This is a genomic window from Moraxella bovis (assembly GCF_025985205.1).
GTDB classification, from domain to species: Bacteria; Pseudomonadota; Gammaproteobacteria; order Pseudomonadales; family Moraxellaceae; genus Moraxella; species Moraxella bovis.
Genome location: NZ_CP087840.1, coordinates 361,752 through 378,881, shown reverse-complemented (window position 1 = coordinate 378,881; position 17,130 = coordinate 361,752). Strand labels below are relative to the sequence as shown.

Here is a 17,130-nt window from a genome sequence, read left to right as displayed (position 1 = left end):
ATTATTTTTTTAAATGGCATTGTTAAACTAAAATACATAATTCAAAGTTCCATTCCACTTAGCAAACAGTAAGTTCAAAGTGTTTTCTATCATTTTCTCGGATTTAGAATAACATTTTGATTTTCTTCTAAATCTTGCTGTGAAATGCCTAATGGGACTATTATAGCCCTCTATGGTAAAAGTTTGAGCTTTGCTTGTCATATGTTTTGATTTTGGAATGACTTCAAGGTAAGATTTCCAGTAGTCACTACAAAACAGTTGAATGTTATGGATGTTCAATTGATTGTAAAGCTGTTTAAAGGTGTTGGTGTCTCGTCTGCCACAAACAAAACCTAAGATTTGTTTTGTTGTTCTGTCAATGGCAAGCGGGGTCCAGCAAGCGTTTTTTATGCTTGGTGTAGCTATGAATCTCATCAAGCTCAACGATATCTATCGCTTGATTGCTATCTTGTTTGATTTGATGTTGTTCGCCAAGTTTTTTAACCCATTGATAGACTGTGCCATAACTAATACCTAATATGCGACCAATTGAACGAAAGCCCAAACCTTCTAGATACATATTGATTGCCATTTGCTTGGTTGCTTCGCTTTTATGATGCGTTGGTTTATGTACTGAAAAGTAATGATTGCAACCTTTGCACTTATAGCGTTGTCTGCCATTGTTAAAACCTGCTTTGACAAAGTGTTTGTGCTTACATTTAGGACAACTATCAAATGTTTCGTTCATTGGTTTTTACTCTATGGTAAAGTATTGAGTTATTTTAACTTATGTATTTGTTTTTAACAATACCCAATCGGCTTATAGCTTGGCGTGGCAGGTTCGCCATTAACAAGAAACTTTTGGGCGTTATTGGTCAAATAATCCACGATATTTTGCTGATGATTGACCGCACCGTATGGTGGTGCTTGCTTGCCTTGACAATAGGCATTATAAAAAGCAGGACCGCTGTTATTTTTAACAAGACCACCATTTTTGTCGGTATAAGTAAAAAATTGAAATGTTTCGTTTAATGGCTCAGTAATACTGCCCGCTTTTTTAAAAGTATAACGACTAGGGGCATTGACAGCATTTATATCAAAACCATCAACATCAACACGACTTACACCAAAATCCACGACTTTTTGAGCATCACCCATACCCACCGCTTGGCTACCACCTGCAATGATATCGCTGTCATTGATGGTAATTTTTGGCTGAGGTCTGTCATCACGCATACACGCATAGATTGTCTCGCCATTTTGCTCGCCCACTTTTTTAAATTTTGGGTTAAATACACCCCTATGTGTTTGAGGGTCACAATTTTCTGCGTGTGCCTGCGGTATTATGACAAAAGACAACAACCCCAAAAACGCTACTGCCATAAGGTGCTTAACGGTTTTGTGCTTAACGGTTTTGTGCTTAACAGTTTTGTGCTTCATACGATTGGTATATGTTGTCATCATTGCTCCTCGTTGCTTGTCAGCACCACGCCCACCACATAATCATCGGATACCACCACCTGCTTTGGCTGATGACCACTCGCCTGCACAGTATAGGTGCCTGTTGGCAGTTTATCAAAGAAAAAATAGCCGTCTGTATCGCTTTGGGTGGTGGCAATTTTATGGTTATTTTGCCAAAGCGCCACCTGTCCTATCCCCAAAGCCAGTCGCCCACGAATACCATAATTTTGGCTCATTTGCCAGTTGATATGCGTTGGCAGTCTTGGGGCGATTTTGGCAACCGCTTTGGTTGGCAAGGCGTATTGGATTGGCAGGTGTCGCCCATCAAGGGCAATTTCGTGAACGCCTTTTGGTAAATCCAGTAAATAAGTGCTTTTTGTGCTGTCTTGGCTTAGGGTATTGGCAGATGTTAGCCGACCATTGACATTAAAAACACCTGTTCATACGCTGATTTATCGCTAGTATCGTGATTAAGGGTAATAACCGCTTGCCCGTTTGTACCGCTCATTGCCGTGTATCTGCCAAGTTTTGGTAGACTGGCGGGTGTTTTGTGGGCGTTTAATGATACACGCACAAACCATTCGCCACTTTGGCGAGCTGTTTGGTTATTTAAGCGACTGTCTAGGCGACTGTCATCAAGACGGCCATCAAAGCCATTTGACACAGTGCCGTGCCGATAGCCTGCCCCAAGGCTCATACTGTTTTGGGTGTGATACTGCCAACTGCCGTCAAAGCCGATTTGATTATTAAGATTTTGCCACGACATGCCAAGCGATAATGATTGATTGTCCGATAAGCGGTGCTGTACGCTACTGGCAAGTAAGACTGGGATTTTATCTTGGCTTTTGTGTGCAATTTGCAGATTGTTTTGTAAAGTGGTGTTATAGCTTAGTCTGTGCGATGACGACAGATGATGTTTGTAGCGGTCTATGCTGTATGCATAAGTACTGGCAAATTTGCCTGTCGGATAATCTTGGCTGATACGATACCGCCAATAATCATCTTGCGACTGATATTGTGCTTCGTGACTGATGTGGTCATTGATACGAGTGCGTGCGTAAAGATTAGTTTTATTATCGTCTTGAATAATTGACAAATGCGTGTCGTGGTTTGGGGTATAATACAGCCCAAAATGATGATGATTTTGGCGATTGTAACGACTGTAACGATAATTGGCACGCCAGTTGGTGCGTTCATAATGCGCATCAAGGCGAAAATTGCCGTCACTTTTATAATCCACAAAAACATTGGCATAGCGATTGGGTGCGATATTCGCCCCTAACTACCAAAGTAGAGTATCGCTGTTTTGGGTGTTTTGGTATCTTGCCCCTGCGTTGATACTAACTTTGTTATTTACGCCATAGGCAAGCGTAGCATAGCTTGTATTTGCCCCTTTGTCATCAAACACGCCCACACGCCCAAGCCCTGCTTGCACCAACAGCTCATCGGTCGCTACACGACTGGCGCGTTTGCCAAGCGATACGATTTGGATGCTGACTGGCACTTGTTAATACGGATTATCAAAAATCGCCACTTCAATCAGACTTTAGCGGTCTATGGCAGACATATCCAAATTTAAAAATTCATAGCGTCCGTCTAGCAAACTTTGCACTTTGGCAGCTGCCACGCCATTAATGCGTAATTCGGCAACCCCGCCTGCCACGCCCACCCCTTTGATGTGCTGTAAGTCGTGAATGTCGGTATTTAACAAGCTACTGGTTTTGCCGTCCAAATAAGGCGTCAGATGTCGTTTGATATTGGCATTGCTATACGCCAAATCCACGCCTGTCATCGTCTCAAAAGGCGTGCTACTACTGCCTAGCCGAACCGCTGTTTGGTCGCCAGCATACGCCCAATAGGCATTATCCAGTACGCTTTTTTGGCGGTTGTCTTTGGCAGTCGCCACGCCCCAACTGCCCCTCCATTGCATAACCAAAAGCATCTAAATTGTAACCATACCGCCAAGAACTGTCATTGCCTGTCATTTGCGTGTCAAAATGCACGCCTTGCACCCCAAACTTGCTTGGAAAATGGGTAATCTTAGGCTGTGATACTGGCGGTTTGTTATTTTTTGGCAAAGTGGCACGCATCAGATGAATGTGTAAATCAGACGGTGAATAAGTGGCACCAATGCCAAGTTTGCGTAAAGCGTCAAACGACAAATACGGCATATTTTGCCACACGACAACATCACTTGCCAAAACCGTCCGCCCCAAAGGCGTATCAAAATGCCAACCGTCCGCTTGCTGTTTGGCGGTTGTATCAAGGAGGGATAAATCACTTAGGCTAATATAATAACGCTCATCTTGCCACAAAGCGTCTATGTTGCCCATTTGGCTGTGATTGATTTTTAGCCCCAAAAGGTGTAGCTCGCTTGCTTGGGCTGTAATCGCCCCACACAGCACCACGCTTACCACTGCTGATACAATTTTCATCTTAGTGCCTGTTGCATAATTATATAAATTGTATATATAAATTGTATAAATCGCTTTATTTAAATTGCTTATTAAAGCACTTGACAATCATTATTTGACCGTCAAGCGAATCGGTAGCTGATACTGCGAGCCGATTTTGACCACCGTTAGATTGTCGCTTTGCGATACGATTGGATTGTCAATGTGTTGCTTGATGTTTAAAAACGCATAATGGCTTTTTTGGGCAAAACCAGCTGGCAAGCGAAACGACAGGCGAATGGTCTGATAGCCCCCTGCTTTGATTTCAAAATTTTGTGGGGCGATAAGCACCCAAGGTTTTAGCGTGTCTTGACCGCTTGCAATCGGCACAAAATCGGTGTCCGCATCGGTAAGCGTAACTTGTATGCGTTTTGGCGTATCGCCATAATTATAAAAAGTAACCGATGTATCCACACGCTGATTTGTGGTCGCACTTGCGGTCAAATCAAGTCTGGGTGGCGAGATACCCAGCTGGGCAGGGGGCATATCCAAGCTGTGTCCTGTGGCATTTTTTTGACTCACCACAAGCTGTGTGCCTGTATCGGTCTGTACCATATCGGTTTGTAAAGTATTGGCATAGGCACACAGGCTAATGCTCGCCCACAGCCCCAAAGCCCAACTGCATTTTTTAATCATAAAACACCCAAAAGCCGTCTGTCCGAATTAAAAAGGCTGTTAGGCATACAATGCACCAAAACAGCCTTTTTTAGTTAATTAGCGAAGTTGTTGCTTATTTAATTATTTTGCACCAGTCAAAGTAAGCGTAAAAGTTTCGCCATTTGATTCGTGCAAACCTGCAAGTTTAGCTTTTGACAAATCTAAATCAAAAGTAATATCGCCTTTGGTAACTTCCCATTTAGAGGGTAGTGTAATTTCACTATTTGCACCAACAGTATCAGTTTTGACTTTGACCTCTTTGGTGGTAATGTCTGATTTAATACCGTCTTTAGACAATGTATGCACATCTGCACCCTGCGTATTTGCAATTTTCAAAGTTACTGTACCGCTTTCTGTTAAAGTACGCACCGCCCAAGAATTTTTTAAGGTAACAGGGATAACTTGGGCATCAGCACGAGCATTTGGAACAGTAGCCGTATTCATTTCTTGACCTGTAACACCAGCACTTGTACCGCCATTGGTATCTGTAACATCAATTCTACCAATTCCAAAATCGTAAGTACCCTCCCCCTTGCCTGTCGGCAGGTTGTACTTATTTGCCCCAAACTCAATACCTGCCTTTTCCCAATGGTAAAGCACCAAGATTTCTGGCAGTTTTACTTGCAAATCCACATCGCCACTAATGGTATCAGCACTAGCGGTTGAAATCGTTGCACCGATGATTGCGGTGGCTAACATTAGTTTTTTAGCATATTTTGCTCCATAAAATGATTAGGCATTAGGTATAACTTTATTTTATATTATAAAATAAATCAAAATAAATCAAAATAAATAGTAGAGTTTTTTTGTAAAATTATTTAAATTTTGTTATCTATTTTATACATCAATTATTCGCAGATGATTACATCTTCGGTAGTAATCCAAAAAGTATGCTATAACAAAAACTAAAAAGACAACTTGCACAAAAGTTGGTAATTTACGGTTATGAAGACACAAATTACCATTACTTGCCCAAGTTGCCTGTCGGTTAGTATAAAGAAAAATGGCATAGAAAGCTATGGCAAACAGAGCTATTTTTGCAAAGATTGTCATAGACAGTTTGTTCATCATTTACAGCTTACTGACAAAGGTTGTCAATCTTACATCAATGACAAAATACGCTTAATGTCAGCTTGTGGTTGTCGTATTGCTGACATTGTGATACTTGAACAAGTCAGTAAGGGTAAAGTATTTAGCGTGCTTGCAAACAGTAATCACCAAATCAAACCAAGACAAAAGCATTACAATACCTTAAAGATAGATGAGTTTAGGTATGAGTTTTAACAAAATTGCTTGTGATGATTGGGACAGCTTTCTTGTTGCTTTTAAGCACTCTATCAAACAAGTGGGCAAACGCTTTACCGTTGGTATTGAAGGCAACAACACAAGGCTTAGAGCCTTTGTTAGGCGAGCATTTAGAAAAACGTGTTGTTTCTCTAAAAACCTAACCAATCATCTTAAAGCATTTGACTTGGTGTTTCATTATATCAACCATGGGTGGGTGTAGCATACTTTTTGGGCTAGAGCCCATATTTTTTGTAATCAATCATCCAACCTATGCCCAAACCCCCAAAAGTGTGCTAAAATTTAAACAATCCCTTCCCTACTCACAAACAAGGAGTTTGTATGTCTGTATCTACCCTAAACCTAAGCGTCAGCGACAAGCTTAGCCCCAAAAAAACCAAAGCCCAGCCCCATTTGGTCGTCTTTGCCGACAGCGATGCCAAAATTTTGGGCAATCTTGACAGCGGTCACCTAGACCGTGCCAAGGCACTCATCAAAGCCAGTGGCTTTAAAGGCTCGGTCGGTGAGAACGTGACCGATTATGGCATTGATGACGGACATGTCATCAGCGTGATTGGCACAGGCTCGCTGGACAAGCTGGCAGGGCAAATGCCAAAACTGGGTAAAGCCACCTTTAACACCATCAAAAACAGCAAATCTGCGGTCGTGGCGTGGGGCGATGTCATTTGCCAAAAGCACTTTGGACAGTTTGTCAATGCCTTACTGCATGCCGAATACCGCTTTGAACCCTACAAATCCAAAAAAGGCGACAAAATCGCCCTATCTGCTGTTGAATTTATCAACACCAAAGACGCCAAAGCCGACTACGAAAACGCCCTAGCCATCGCTACTGCCACGCACATCGGGCAGAGTTTGGCTCGTGATGTCGCCAATGATGCCCCCAACATTATGACCCCTGCTGAGCTTGCCAAAGTTGCCGAAAAACTGGGCAAAGACTACAAAGACGTGGTCAGTGTGAGTGTGCTTGGCGAAAAAGAGATGAAAAAACTGGGCATGGGCTGTTTCTTGGCAGTCTCACAAGGTTCTGATAACGAAGGCAAACTGGCAATCATCGAATACCACGGCAAATCAGGCAAGAAAAAGAGCAAACTAAAAGACCCCATCGCCCTAGTCGGCAAAGGCATTACCTTTGACACAGGCGGTATCTCACTAAAACCATCAGCAGGCATGGATGAGATGAAATACGACATGGGCGGAGCAGCTGCCATGCTTGGCACCATCAAAGCGGTGTGTGAAGCTCGCCTGCCACTAAACATGGTCGTGGTGCTTGCCTGTGCTGAGAACATGCCATCGGGCAAAGCCACTCGCCCATCAGACATCGTAACCGCCATGAACGGCATGAGTGTTGAGATTCTAAACACCGATGCCGAAGGTCGTCTGGTGCTGTGTGACGCCCTGTGCTACGTCCAAGACAACTACAAGCCACGCACCATCATCGATGCCGCAACCCTGACAGGGGCGTGCGTGATTGCCCTGGGTGGAGTGCGTTCAGGACTGTATTGTAATGATGAAGACACGCTGTTCGCCCTAGAAGAAGCAGGCGAGTACACAGGCGACCTAGTATGGCAAATGCCCCTAGATGATGCCTATGATGAACAGCTCAAATCCACCTTTGCAGACGTCCAAAACATCGGCGGACGTGAAGGCGGTTCTATCACGGCAGCGTGCTTCTTGCAACGCTTTATCAAAGAAGGTCAAGCATGGGCTCACTTAGACATCGCAGGCACAGCATGGTCAGGTGGCGACAACAAAGGGGCAAGCGGTCGCCCTGTACCCATGCTCATGCGTTACTTAGTGGGACAAGCAGACTAATCCCCACAGTCCATCATTCAAAACGACCATATGTGCATGGTCGTTTTTTAACCTTTGAGAATTATAGGGCGTGCCTACCATTGATAACATTTTTATAAAATAAGATGAACATTTAACGCTTTTATCTATTTTTGCATGAAAAATGGCTAAATCTTGTGGCTCGAAGGCGAAAACTTGCCTGACAGAACAACTATCAATCTCAAGTTTTTTCCTTGAAAAACGTGCGATTTTTCGTGATTTTCATTGCAAATACCAAAGGCAGGTACGCCCTAACAAAATAAAAATTCATTAACACTTTTATTACAAAAAGTGGTATAGTTATCACATTTTGCAATCTTATCATCTTGTGATTTGACAAGTGTTTGTTAATAAGGAATGATTCATGCGTCAACTTGTAAATGCATACATGCGTGTGGGACTTGTGCCACTTATTTTGATTGCCTTAGTGCTAGGCGTGTTGATTGGTAGTGTTGCCAAAGATGTTGGTATGTCGCTTGGGGTGCTGGGCGATGTGTTTGTCGGAGCCTTAAAAGCAGTCGCCCCGATATTGGTGTTCGCCTTGGTACTCTCTGCCGTGGCAGGATTTAAGAGCAGTAGCGACGCTCGGGTCAAGCCTGTCATGCTACTGTATGTGGTGGGGACATTTACCGCTGCTTTGACTGCCGTACTGGCAAGTTTTGCCTTTCCCATTGAGCTTGTGGGTCTGGCCGACATGCAAGCGGTAGAGCAATCCGCCCCCCAATCTTTACGTGAAGTCCTAAAAAACCTACTCATGAATCTGGTCGCCAACCCCGTGACCGCCCTTAGCAATGCTAACTATCTGGGTATTTTGACATGGTCAGTACTGATTGGTTTGGGGCTACGTCATGCGTCCGAGACCACCAAGACGGTCGTACATGACATCTCAAACGCCGTCTCAGCGGTGGTAAAATGGATTGTGGCGATTGCCCCATTTGGCATCTTAGGACTGGTGTCAAAGACCGTGGCAGAGACAGGTTTTGACGGCTTGGCAAGCTACGCCAAGCTACTTATCGTACTGGTCGGTGCCATGCTGTTTATCGCTTTGGTGGTGAATCCGCTCATCGTCTTGGTCAAGACTCGTAAAAACCCCTACCCGCTCGTTATCGCCTGCCTGCGTGAATCAGGAGTGACGGCATTTTTTACCCGTTCGTCCGCCGCCAACATTCCAGTGAACATGAACCTTGCCAAAAAACTTGGGCTAAACGAAGACACCTACTCACTCACCATTCCACTGGGGGCAACCATCAACATGGCGGGGGCAGCCATCACCATCAACATCCTAACGCTTGCCGCCGCTCATACCCTTGGCGTGGAAGTCAGCTTCTTCCAAGCCCTACTGCTTGCCATCGTTGGCTCTGTCAGTGCTTGTGGTGCCTCAGGCGTGGCAGGTGGCTCACTACTGCTCATCCCATTGGCGTGCGGACTGTTTAATATCTCCAACGACATCGCCATGCAGGTCGTTGCCATCGGCTTTATCATCGGTGTGGTACAAGACTCGGCAGAGACTGCTCTTAACTCATCAACCGACGTGCTATTTACCGCCGCTGCCGACCCTAAATATGCTTATAAGAGTTAAGAGATTCAAAGGACAAAAGGAGCAATGATGAAAAAATTATTATCAACTCTAATCACAGCAGGGATGCTGGTCGGTTGCGCCAGTACACCTGCTACACCGCCTGCCATGCCATCTCTACTGGTCATGCCCAACACCAAAAAGACCAACGAACCGCTTAGCCCTGATACCTATGTGGACGGTGTAGGCATGCTTCATTTTAGAGACTATCACGCCAAAGTCACTTATGGCGACAGGATTTATCTGCTTGATAGCTATGTCGTTCCATTAGAGCAACCTTTTTATATCCATGTGCGTACAGCAGATGGTACAGCGATTATGGCAGATACCGCAGTCAAAATCGCCATCAGCTATATTACCCCCAAAGGCTGTACCGAGCCATTGGTTCGCCGTGCAGACCTAGACAAAAGCACTAATGATAAGAGTGAATGGATTATCGGTGTGGCGTGCTAATTCCTTGTTGACCCAAAAACAAATCGGACACTAAGTCCGATTTTGTTTATACTTAAATAAAATTTAGTGCAAATTTAACTCTCTTTTGGCTTAAACCCTGCTGGGCGTTCATAGTCGCCATTGTCTAAAAATAATTCACGTTGCTCGGCGATGAATTTTTTGGCGTCTTTATCCGCCATACTTAGGTGCTTTTCGTTGATGAGCATGGTTTGTAATTCTAGCCACTCGTCCCACGCTTTTTTTGAGACGGTGTTTTGGATTTCCTCGCCTTTGGCATTGGGGAAAGGCGGATTTGGTATTTTTGGCAAATTTTCTTGGTATTTACGACAGAAAACCAAATTGGTTTTGGGGTTAAAGATTTCCATGATTTTTTCCAAAGTAAAAAGGATATTATAGCAAATGTGGGGGCGGATTTGGGGGGTTGTCAAGGGGAGGTCTTTATTTAGCTTTCACGCCACCCAATTTCAATTACTAAACCACCATTAAATCATAACTGGCACAATGCCTATCAGAGCTAATAAACGCAGGGTCATTGGCGATTGCGTGAGATATTAGCATTCTATCAAAAGGGTCTTTATGATAAAAAGGCAGGTTTTGTAAAATTTTTATTGCATCCCATGTCATGTCTAATTTTACAATGTCTTTTTGTGCCAATAGTTTTTCAAAAATATCTTGCCAATTGTCATCAATGATAAGTTTACCAATGCTTACTTTAATGGCAATTTCATTCATGCTAAGTAGGCTATAACATAGGGGATTGTTGGGATTTTGAATGATTTGTTTGGCTTTGTTGGATAATTTATCAGGCTCACTCAATAGCCATATAATCACTTGGGTGTCTAATAAATAACCACGCATCACATATAATCCCCAAATTCATCTAACGGCTCATTAAAATCGTCCGCCATATAGCTTACCAAGCCTTCCGCTCCGCCAAGTGTACGTTGTTTGGGTTGTTTTTGTTCAAGGAATTGGCGAAAGGCTTGTAGTATGGATTGTTCATTTAACAGTCCAATTTCACGAGCTTGTTTGGATAAATCGTCAGGGATATGCAGGGTAAGTGTTGTCATGGCTTGTCCTTTAAAATATCACCCCAATTTTAGCACATCTTTTTGATGATGGATATGCCAAATTGGGGTAATGGTTTGATGAGCTTAATTAACCTTTAACCCGACCACGCCCCCGCTCAATCGCTTTTACCACCTGCTCTGGGGCAGTACCCCCGATATGATTACGAGCATTTAGCGAGCCTTCCAAGGTTAAACACTCAAACACATCATCACCGATGAGCGGACTAAACGCCTTTAATTCATCAAGGCTAAGCTCACTCAAATCCACGCCTTTTGCTACGCCTAACGCCACCGCTCCCCCAACCACTTCATGAGCATCACGAAACGGCAAGCCCTTGTTGACCAAATAATCCGCCAAATCAGTCGCTGTGGCATAGCCTTTCATCGTGGCGGTACGCATATTTTGGGCGTTTGGCGTGATGTTTGGGAGCATATCGGCAAAGGCGATGAGCGAGCCTGTCAGCGTATCCACGCAGTCAAACAAGGGCTCTTTGTCTTCTTGGTTGTCCTTATTGTACGCTAAGGGCTGATTTTTCATAAGTGTGAGCAGGGTTGTGAGCTGTCCGAACACACGAGCGGTCTTGCCACGCACAAGCTCTGGCACGTCAGGATTTTTCTTTTGAGGCATGATGGACGACCCTGTACAAAAGCGGTCAGGGATATGGATAAAACCAAACTGTGCCGACATCCACAAAATCAGCTCTTCACTCATGCGAGATAGGTGCATCATCAAAATGCTGGCGTTGGCGGTAAATTCAATGGCAAAATCACGGTCAGACACCGCATCGAGCGAGTTCTCACAAATGCCATCAAAGCCAAGCAGGCGAGCGGTGATTGTGCGGTCAATAGGGTAAGTCGTCCCTGCCAGAGCCGCCGAGCCAAGTGGCATTTGGTTAATGCGAGTGCGAGTCTGGGCAAAACGCTCGCTGTCACGGCAAAGCATCTCAAACCACGCCATGACATGATGAGCAAAACTCACAGGCTGGGCGGTCTGCAAATGCGTAAAACCGGGCATGATGGTTGTGGTGTGTTTGCTTGCCAAATCCAGTAGACCGTTTTGTAATTTGCCAATTAAGGCGATGATTTTGTCGGTCTCGTCTCTTAGATATAGGCGAATGTCGGTTGCCACTTGGTCGTTACGGCTACGCCCTGTGTGCAGTTTTTTGCCGACATCGCCAATCAAGGCGGTCAAGCGACTCTCAATATTCATATGAACGTCTTCTAGCTCCACACGCCATTCAAATTCGCCACGCTCAATCTCGCCTTTGATTTGGGTCAGTCCGTCCACGATTTGACGGCTTTCATCGGCGGTGATGATACCGCACTGCCCAAGCATGGTGGCGTGGGCGATAGAGCCTTGTATGTCTTGGTTTGCCATGCGTTTGTCAAAATTGACCGAGGCGGTAAATTCGGCAACAAAACGGTCGGTAGCTTCGCTAAAACGTCCGCCCCACATTTGGGCGGTTTGGGTAGTAGTCATGATAATGCCTTATTGATAAAAATAAGGCGTATCTTAACAATGAATGTAGCAGAGCACAAGCGGTTTTGCTGTTTTATGGCATTATTTGCACTTTAACCAGCTTTAAGCATGGCTTATCACTGCTGGGAGATGGACTTATGCGGATTATTTCTGCGATAGCGAATGGAAGCTATCACCGATGCCACGATAAAGGCAACCCCGATAAGCCCCGTGATAATCTCAGGCACATGAAATTTCATCGAGATAAGCATGATAATCGCCAACGCCCCAATGGCATAATGAGCCCCGTGTTCTAGGTACACAAACTCATCTAGCGTGCCTTTTTCGACCAAGAAAATCGTCATCGAACGCACAAACATCGCCCCAATGGCAAGACCAATCATGATGATAACCACGTCATTGGTAATGGCAAACGCCCCAATCACGCCGTCAAAACTAAATGACGCATCCAATACTTCTAAATATAAAAAGCCTGCGATACCGCCTTTGGCAATCGCTCCCGCTACTTCGTGTCCATCGGGCGTGCCGTCATCATCGCCATCGCCTTCAAGCAGTGTGGATAGGACATTAACCCCCATATAGATAAGAATACCCCAAACGCCCGCCATTAAAACAACCGACTTATGAGCTTTGTCCACCCAAGTGAGTGAAATCATCAAGGTTACAATGGCAACAAACACACTCATGGCGTCCACTTTACCAAACTTAGCAAGGCGTTTTTCAAGCCAGCCAAACCAATGAATGTCTTTGTCATCAAATACAAAGTTCAAAAAGACAAGCAGTAGGAACATACCCCCAAAAGCAGCAATCTCAGCATGGTGTGCCATGAGCTTGGCGGAGTATTCTTTGGGGTTATTGAGTGCCAAATCGACAACTTCTTTCATGTCCATGTCTGCCGTAACTGCCACAATGACAATGGGGAACACCAGTCGCATACCAAAGACAGCGATGAGCATACCGACGGTTAAGAAAATCGTTTTCCAAAACTTATCCCAATGCTTTAAAACGGACGCATTGACCACCGCATTATCAAAGGACAATGAGATTTCCATCAGTGCCAGCACCATTGTAATAAACAGTGCCGAGAGCATGGCGGTTGTCCCACCGTGCGTAAATCCCCAATACGCCGCCCCAATCAAGCAGACGATGGTAAAAAAGATGTCAAAATAAAAATGTTTAAGGGTTTTCATCATGGATGAGATGTTCCTGTTTTATAACAAGAAAAGCAATAAATGGGGCGTGCCTGCCTTTTGTATTTGCAATGAAAAATAGGGGAAATCATCCGTTTTTCAAGAAAAATTCCGCAGTTGATATTGAAATATCAACAAGGATTTTGAAGATGAAAACATCCGACCACTTAATCAGGTAAATTTTAAGAATTTAGGTAGTAGTCTAAAAAGTATGCCAAACTAGGTTTTCCGTTCGCCCTAAGCCTGCCTGCGGGTAGGAAAACCGTTAGGCTTCCCAAGCTTACCACGAACGGTTTTCTTTGTAGCATACTTTTTGAACCAGAGCCAGAATTTAATTTAATTTAATTTAATTTAACTTTTTAAATTAAGTGGTCGGATAGCCATTTTTCATGCAAAAACAAGTGGTCTGTTTTTGCAAATTTTCAAGATTTAAATTGTGTTATAAAGGGCAGGCACGCCCCAATCATCGCCTTATCTAGCCGTTGGTAATTTTATGATATTTAGCAAGTAGCTCATCTTCGCTCTCGTCATAATCAGGGTCTTTGGGGATGCAGTCCACAGGGCAGATGTCCACGCATTGAGGCGTGTCATAGTGTCCCACGCATTCGGTGCATAGGTCGGGATTGATGACATAGATGTCATCCCCTGCTGATATGGCTTCATTAGGGCAGACAGGCTCACACACATCGCAGTTGATACAGTCGGTTGTGATTTTGAGTGCCATGGCTTAATAATCCCTGCCCCATGCCACGAGCATGGTTTTGGCGTCCAAATCCACATTAAGCACGATGTCGCTATGCCACGGGATGAGTCTATCTTCGCCATCCACGCTCTCGGCGGTCGGCTTGACCGAGATGATGGCATGGGCGGACGTTTCAAACATCTCTTTGATGATGCCCAAATTATCGCCTTCTTCATTGACGACTGTCAATCCCACCAAGTCCGACCAATAATACTCATCGTCATCCAAAGCGGGTAAGTTTGATTTATCCACCCAAACGCTCACGCCATTCATGGTCTCTGCCACGTTACGGTCAGGCACTTCCTTAAAACTTGCCACCAACCCTGCCCCCTGCTCTCGCCAGTCGCTGACCGTCAAAGGGCGAAAACCGAGTGCTGTTTTCATGTACCAATGAGGCATGTCAAAGATATCCGAGCGGTTGTCAGTCAAGCTAAATACCCACAGCCAGCCCTTAATACCATAAGGTTTTTTTAGGGTAGCGATTTGGATGAGCGTGTCGGGATTGGGCGATGTTGTCATGGCGTTTTAAATAAATTAATAAAAATAAATGCTTGCAAAGTAAATAAGAGTTTTGACTTATTTTAAAACCAGTAAAGAGATAAATAAAAATCGGTCTGCATGACACTCATCAATCAATGATAAGAGACACACAAACCGACACAAGATGTCAGCGATTACGCTTTGTTGCTAGCCTTAACCAGTTGAGCAACACGGTCAGAGGGCTGAGCTCCTTTACCAATCCACGCATTATAAGCGTCTTGGTCAATGCGAAACGCTTCTTCTTGACCACGAGCCAGTGGGTTAAAGAAACCAATACGCTCAATGTGGCGACCGTCACGAGACGCACGCTTGTCAGCAACAACGATTTGGTAGAATGGGCGTTTTTTTGAACCGCCACGAGCTAGACGAATAACAACCATGATAATTCTCTCTTGAATTCATTAAATGATAAAGTATTTGCAAGAAAAAAACTGGTCGCCAAAAATGTGAGGATGAGCCGATGGCAAAACCAGATTTATAAAAAGACCCTAATTATACCAATTTTTATGCCATTTTCAAAGTAATTTTTTAAAAATTCTCATGCCGTGATGCAACACCTGACAACATGGACATAAATTGGTTTGACAAAGCAATTTCCGACTTTATGCACAAAACGTGTGTTAAAATAGAGCGTATCGCACTTTTATCCCATTTTTATGAAAAAAAATTACAAGTACTGGCAACTTAAAATCAGACACACGCTAAATTCTAACACATGGCAGACGGTTAGCATGGTGATTTTTATCGTCTTTGCCAGTATCGCTTTATCGATTTGGCTCATTTGGCGAAGCCTGTATCTGCCTGAGATTAAGAATCACGCCAGTTATTTGGCAAGCGAGCTGACCTTTATTGACAACGCCAATCAGAGCTTTGCAGACGACCCTGCCATGCTCAAATGGGTGCAGGACAACAGCCATGTGCAAATCATCAGCGACCCGAGCGAGTTTCCTGTGGTCAATGACAAGATAGTGGCTGACTTTTTTACCGACATTTTTGCAGGGCAAGTCAGCCGAGAGCTTGGGCGTGAGGTCAAGGTTTATTTTAAGTTCAAACCAACTCCGAAGCTGTGGATTTGGGACAGCAAATACCCCAACGTTTGGCTGCGTGAACCTGTCATTCACTACTCGCAGTACAGTGCGGGGTTACTGGCAGGCTTTGTGTTTGGCTTGCCGATTTTGACCATTTTGGTGAGTCTGGTTTTGGTACGTCGCCTAAATCGCCCACTCAAAAAACTAGAACGCACCGCCAATGACTACATTCATCTAGGGCATGCGACCGTGCTACCCGAGGTTGGCTCAAATGAGATTCGTAAAGTCAATACCGCCTTTAACCGCCTATTTCACACCCTACATCAAGCCCAAAAAGAACGCACCATCATGCTCGCTGGCATCAGCCATGACTTACGCACGCCCCTAACTCGCATGCGACTAACTGCCGAGATGTTGCCTGATGAGTTTTTTCGAGAAGGGCTGGTGTATGACATCGAGGACATGGATGCTATTTTGGAACAGTTCATGTCATTTATGAAAGACGGCTCGGATGAAGCAGTGCGAGCGACCAATTTGGAGCTGATTTTCCATGAAATCAGCGTGCAGTTTAATGACGTGCGTTTTGTCTATGACAATCGGGTCGTCGAAGATGTCATGGTGCGTCCTTTATCCATGAAACGCTTGATTGTCAATTTGATCAATAATGCGGTGCGTTATGGGCGTGAACCCATCCATTTGGGGGCGGTGATTGATTATCGAGACGCCGATGATTTAACCGCTGAAACCCTTAAAAAAAGAATACTCACCATCAGTGTGCGTGATGAAGGCGAGGGTGTGGCGGAGAGTGAACTACAACGTATTATGCAACCTTTTGAGCGTGGTGAGACAGCACGGACAACCCAAGGTAGTGGGCTAGGTCTTGCCATCGTCAGTCGTATCGCTCACCTGCACCAAGGCGAGGTCATCGCCCGCAACCATGACAATGGCGGGCTAGAAGTTCTTGTCCATATTCCTTTGGTAGATAATACACGAAGCACAACTGACACATCAGACAATCCGACAAACCATGACATCAGTGAAGATGACAAAACTAGCTCCGATTAGACTGATACATATCAGTTAATGAATTGACGTGATTTTTAATTATTTTTTACCAATCTATTATTTTTTACCAATCTCGGGGGGTAGCTGATTGGTCGTATCGGTAAAGCTGACGGGGGCGACAAGACTGGTTTTGGCTTGCTCAACATTCTTATCGGTGCTAGGCACCAGCAGAAAATAACCCAACAGAGCCGCATTGGCAAGCACCAACAATCCAAAAAGATAAGGCATATTGACATCCTAAGATAAATTTATGATTTATTTTAGCATAACTTTGCCAAAATGCCACGCCAGTTATCTGTAT

General features: G+C 44.4%; 22 protein-coding genes and 1 pseudogene. 5 read left to right on the top strand and 18 right to left on the bottom strand.

The features are described from left to right. Positions 1-27: 27 nt before the first annotated feature. From LP107_RS01900 to LP107_RS01860, 9 genes are all read right to left on the bottom strand, one after another. Positions 28-727, bottom strand: a protein-coding gene (locus tag LP107_RS01900; protein WP_228157684.1) for an IS1 family transposase whose coding sequence is annotated in 2 segments (ribosomal slippage) — positions 28-382 and positions 381-727 — 702 coding nt in all. Because the reading frame shifts where the segments join, the coding sequence is not laid out codon by codon here. 53 nt (positions 728-780) lie between these two features. Continuing rightward, positions 781-1,440 carry a hypothetical protein gene (locus tag LP107_RS01895; RefSeq protein WP_264675993.1) on the bottom strand — a complete coding sequence of 220 codons (660 nt, stop codon included), beginning with the start codon at positions 1,438-1,440 and terminating at the stop codon, positions 781-783. Continuing rightward, complete coding sequence (locus LP107_RS01890) at positions 1,440-1,676, bottom strand: carboxypeptidase-like regulatory domain-containing protein (protein ID WP_078274437.1); 237 nt, start codon at positions 1,674-1,676, stop codon at positions 1,440-1,442. Before LP107_RS01890 ends, LP107_RS01895 begins: the two co-directional genes overlap by 1 nt. A gap of 173 nt (positions 1,677-1,849) precedes the next feature. Beyond that, positions 1,850-2,680 carry a hypothetical protein gene (locus tag LP107_RS01885; RefSeq protein ID WP_078274438.1) on the bottom strand — a complete coding sequence of 277 codons (831 nt, stop codon included), beginning with the start codon at positions 2,678-2,680 and terminating at the stop codon, positions 1,850-1,852. Between the two features lie 42 nt (positions 2,681-2,722). Continuing rightward, complete coding sequence (locus LP107_RS01880) at positions 2,723-2,944, bottom strand: hypothetical protein (protein WP_078274439.1); 222 nt, start codon at positions 2,942-2,944, stop codon at positions 2,723-2,725. A gap of 42 nt (positions 2,945-2,986) precedes the next feature. After that, positions 2,987-3,370 (bottom strand): hypothetical protein, encoded by a 384-nt coding sequence (locus LP107_RS01875; protein WP_143821692.1) that lies wholly within the window; start codon positions 3,368-3,370, stop codon positions 2,987-2,989. Continuing rightward, the gene (locus LP107_RS01870; protein WP_078274441.1) at positions 3,303-3,875 is read right to left on the bottom strand and encodes a hypothetical protein; all 573 of its coding nucleotides are present in this window, start codon (positions 3,873-3,875) and stop codon (positions 3,303-3,305) included. The genes LP107_RS01875 and LP107_RS01870 overlap by 68 nt, the downstream gene beginning before the upstream one ends. A gap of 90 nt (positions 3,876-3,965) precedes the next feature. Beyond that, positions 3,966-4,529: a fimbrial biogenesis chaperone gene (locus LP107_RS01865; RefSeq protein ID WP_078274442.1), complete on the bottom strand. Its 564-nt coding sequence runs from the start codon at positions 4,527-4,529 to the stop codon at positions 3,966-3,968. Between the two features lie 102 nt (positions 4,530-4,631). Beyond that, a complete protein-coding gene (locus tag LP107_RS01860) occupies positions 4,632-5,249 on the bottom strand; it encodes a hypothetical protein (RefSeq protein ID WP_078274443.1) in 618 nt (205 codons plus the stop codon). A gap of 246 nt (positions 5,250-5,495) precedes the next feature. Between LP107_RS01860 and LP107_RS01855 the strand changes: the two are divergent. The 4 genes and pseudogenes from LP107_RS01855 to LP107_RS01840 all read left to right on the top strand — a co-directional run bounded on the left by LP107_RS01855 (position 5,496) and on the right by LP107_RS01840 (position 9,714). Then, positions 5,496-6,057, top strand: a pseudogene (locus LP107_RS01855) (IS1 family transposase). A gap of 119 nt (positions 6,058-6,176) precedes the next feature. Continuing rightward, a complete protein-coding gene (locus LP107_RS01850) occupies positions 6,177-7,667 on the top strand; it encodes a leucyl aminopeptidase (protein ID WP_264675994.1) in 1,491 nt (496 codons plus the stop codon). Between the two features lie 382 nt (positions 7,668-8,049). Further along, positions 8,050-9,264, top strand: coding sequence for a serine/threonine transporter SstT (gene sstT, locus LP107_RS01845; protein WP_078274445.1), 1,215 nt, complete (start codon positions 8,050-8,052; stop codon positions 9,262-9,264). Between the two features lie 27 nt (positions 9,265-9,291). Further along, on the top strand, positions 9,292-9,714 hold the full coding sequence (locus LP107_RS01840) for a hypothetical protein (protein WP_078274446.1): 423 nt from the start codon (positions 9,292-9,294) through the stop codon (positions 9,712-9,714). A 74-nt stretch (positions 9,715-9,788) separates the two neighbouring features. Here LP107_RS01840 and LP107_RS01835 read toward each other — a convergent pair whose 3' ends face one another. The 8 genes from LP107_RS01835 to rpsP all read right to left on the bottom strand — a co-directional run bounded on the left by LP107_RS01835 (position 9,789) and on the right by rpsP (position 15,116). Further along, complete coding sequence (locus LP107_RS01835; RefSeq protein ID WP_112741773.1) at positions 9,789-10,079, bottom strand: oxidative damage protection protein; 291 nt, start codon at positions 10,077-10,079, stop codon at positions 9,789-9,791. A 106-nt stretch (positions 10,080-10,185) separates the two neighbouring features. Further along, positions 10,186-10,572, bottom strand: a complete 387-nt coding sequence (locus LP107_RS01830; RefSeq protein ID WP_078274448.1) for a type II toxin-antitoxin system VapC family toxin — start codon at positions 10,570-10,572, stop codon at positions 10,186-10,188. Beyond that, positions 10,572-10,784 (bottom strand): DUF2281 domain-containing protein, encoded by a 213-nt coding sequence (locus LP107_RS01825; RefSeq protein ID WP_078274449.1) that lies wholly within the window; start codon positions 10,782-10,784, stop codon positions 10,572-10,574. The genes LP107_RS01830 and LP107_RS01825 overlap by 1 nt, the downstream gene beginning before the upstream one ends. A gap of 88 nt (positions 10,785-10,872) precedes the next feature. Then, positions 10,873-12,240, bottom strand: a complete 1,368-nt coding sequence (gene argH / locus LP107_RS01820) for an argininosuccinate lyase (protein ID WP_208624098.1) — start codon at positions 12,238-12,240, stop codon at positions 10,873-10,875. A gap of 140 nt (positions 12,241-12,380) precedes the next feature. Continuing rightward, positions 12,381-13,454, bottom strand: coding sequence for a DUF475 domain-containing protein (locus LP107_RS01815; protein WP_078274451.1), 1,074 nt, complete (start codon positions 13,452-13,454; stop codon positions 12,381-12,383). 475 nt (positions 13,455-13,929) lie between these two features. Further along, positions 13,930-14,178 (bottom strand): YfhL family 4Fe-4S dicluster ferredoxin, encoded by a 249-nt coding sequence (locus tag LP107_RS01810; protein ID WP_078274452.1) that lies wholly within the window; start codon positions 14,176-14,178, stop codon positions 13,930-13,932. A 3-nt stretch (positions 14,179-14,181) separates the two neighbouring features. Beyond that, a complete protein-coding gene (gene rimM, locus LP107_RS01805; RefSeq protein WP_078274453.1) occupies positions 14,182-14,715 on the bottom strand; it encodes a ribosome maturation factor RimM in 534 nt (177 codons plus the stop codon). Positions 14,716-14,870: 155 nt separating this feature from the next. Further along, a complete protein-coding gene (gene rpsP, locus LP107_RS01800) occupies positions 14,871-15,116 on the bottom strand; it encodes a 30S ribosomal protein S16 (protein ID WP_029102950.1) in 246 nt (81 codons plus the stop codon). Positions 15,117-15,392: 276 nt separating this feature from the next. On the opposite strand from rpsP, the gene LP107_RS01795 reads away from it, so the two are divergent. Continuing rightward, positions 15,393-16,829, top strand: coding sequence for an ATP-binding protein (locus LP107_RS01795; protein ID WP_078274454.1), 1,437 nt, complete (start codon positions 15,393-15,395; stop codon positions 16,827-16,829). A gap of 57 nt (positions 16,830-16,886) precedes the next feature. On the opposite strand, the gene LP107_RS01790 is transcribed toward LP107_RS01795, so the two are convergent. Next, positions 16,887-17,057: a hypothetical protein gene (locus LP107_RS01790; protein WP_158079662.1), complete on the bottom strand. Its 171-nt coding sequence runs from the start codon at positions 17,055-17,057 to the stop codon at positions 16,887-16,889. Positions 17,058-17,130: the final 73 nt, after the last annotated feature.

What these genes read in the sequence shown, in the direction of transcription:
- LP107_RS01795 (WP_078274454.1), top strand. Translation starts at nt 15,393, where the DNA reads ATGAAAAAAAATTACAAGTACTGGCAACTTAAAATCAGACACACGCTA.
- LP107_RS01825 (WP_078274449.1), bottom strand. Translation starts at nt 10,784, where the DNA reads ATGACAACACTTACCCTGCATATCCCTGACGATTTATCCAAACAAGCT.
- rpsP (WP_029102950.1), bottom strand. Translation starts at nt 15,116, where the DNA reads ATGGTTGTTATTCGTCTAGCTCGTGGCGGTTCAAAAAAACGCCCATTC.
- LP107_RS01865 (WP_078274442.1), bottom strand. Translation starts at nt 4,529, where the DNA reads ATGATTAAAAAATGCAGTTGGGCTTTGGGGCTGTGGGCGAGCATTAGC.
- LP107_RS01850 (WP_264675994.1), top strand. Translation starts at nt 6,177, where the DNA reads ATGTCTGTATCTACCCTAAACCTAAGCGTCAGCGACAAGCTTAGCCCC.
- LP107_RS01895 (WP_264675993.1), bottom strand. Translation starts at nt 1,440, where the DNA reads ATGACAACATATACCAATCGTATGAAGCACAAAACTGTTAAGCACAAA.
- argH (WP_208624098.1), bottom strand. Translation starts at nt 12,240, where the DNA reads ATGTGGGGCGGACGTTTTAGCGAAGCTACCGACCGTTTTGTTGCCGAA.
- LP107_RS01840 (WP_078274446.1), top strand. Translation starts at nt 9,292, where the DNA reads ATGAAAAAATTATTATCAACTCTAATCACAGCAGGGATGCTGGTCGGT.
- LP107_RS01830 (WP_078274448.1), bottom strand. Translation starts at nt 10,572, where the DNA reads ATGCGTGGTTATTTATTAGACACCCAAGTGATTATATGGCTATTGAGT.
- LP107_RS01815 (WP_078274451.1), bottom strand. Translation starts at nt 13,454, where the DNA reads ATGAAAACCCTTAAACATTTTTATTTTGACATCTTTTTTACCATCGTC.
- LP107_RS01870 (WP_078274441.1), bottom strand. Translation starts at nt 3,875, where the DNA reads ATGAAAATTGTATCAGCAGTGGTAAGCGTGGTGCTGTGTGGGGCGATT.
- LP107_RS01860 (WP_078274443.1), bottom strand. Translation starts at nt 5,249, where the DNA reads ATGTTAGCCACCGCAATCATCGGTGCAACGATTTCAACCGCTAGTGCT.
- sstT (WP_078274445.1), top strand. Translation starts at nt 8,050, where the DNA reads ATGCGTCAACTTGTAAATGCATACATGCGTGTGGGACTTGTGCCACTT.
- LP107_RS01835 (WP_112741773.1), bottom strand. Translation starts at nt 10,079, where the DNA reads ATGGAAATCTTTAACCCCAAAACCAATTTGGTTTTCTGTCGTAAATAC.
- rimM (WP_078274453.1), bottom strand. Translation starts at nt 14,715, where the DNA reads ATGACAACATCGCCCAATCCCGACACGCTCATCCAAATCGCTACCCTA.
- LP107_RS01890 (WP_078274437.1), bottom strand. Translation starts at nt 1,676, where the DNA reads ATGAGCCAAAATTATGGTATTCGTGGGCGACTGGCTTTGGGGATAGGA.
- LP107_RS01810 (WP_078274452.1), bottom strand. Translation starts at nt 14,178, where the DNA reads ATGGCACTCAAAATCACAACCGACTGTATCAACTGCGATGTGTGTGAG.
- LP107_RS01790 (WP_158079662.1), bottom strand. Translation starts at nt 17,057, where the DNA reads ATGCCTTATCTTTTTGGATTGTTGGTGCTTGCCAATGCGGCTCTGTTG.
- LP107_RS01875 (WP_143821692.1), bottom strand. Translation starts at nt 3,370, where the DNA reads ATGCAATGGAGGGGCAGTTGGGGCGTGGCGACTGCCAAAGACAACCGC.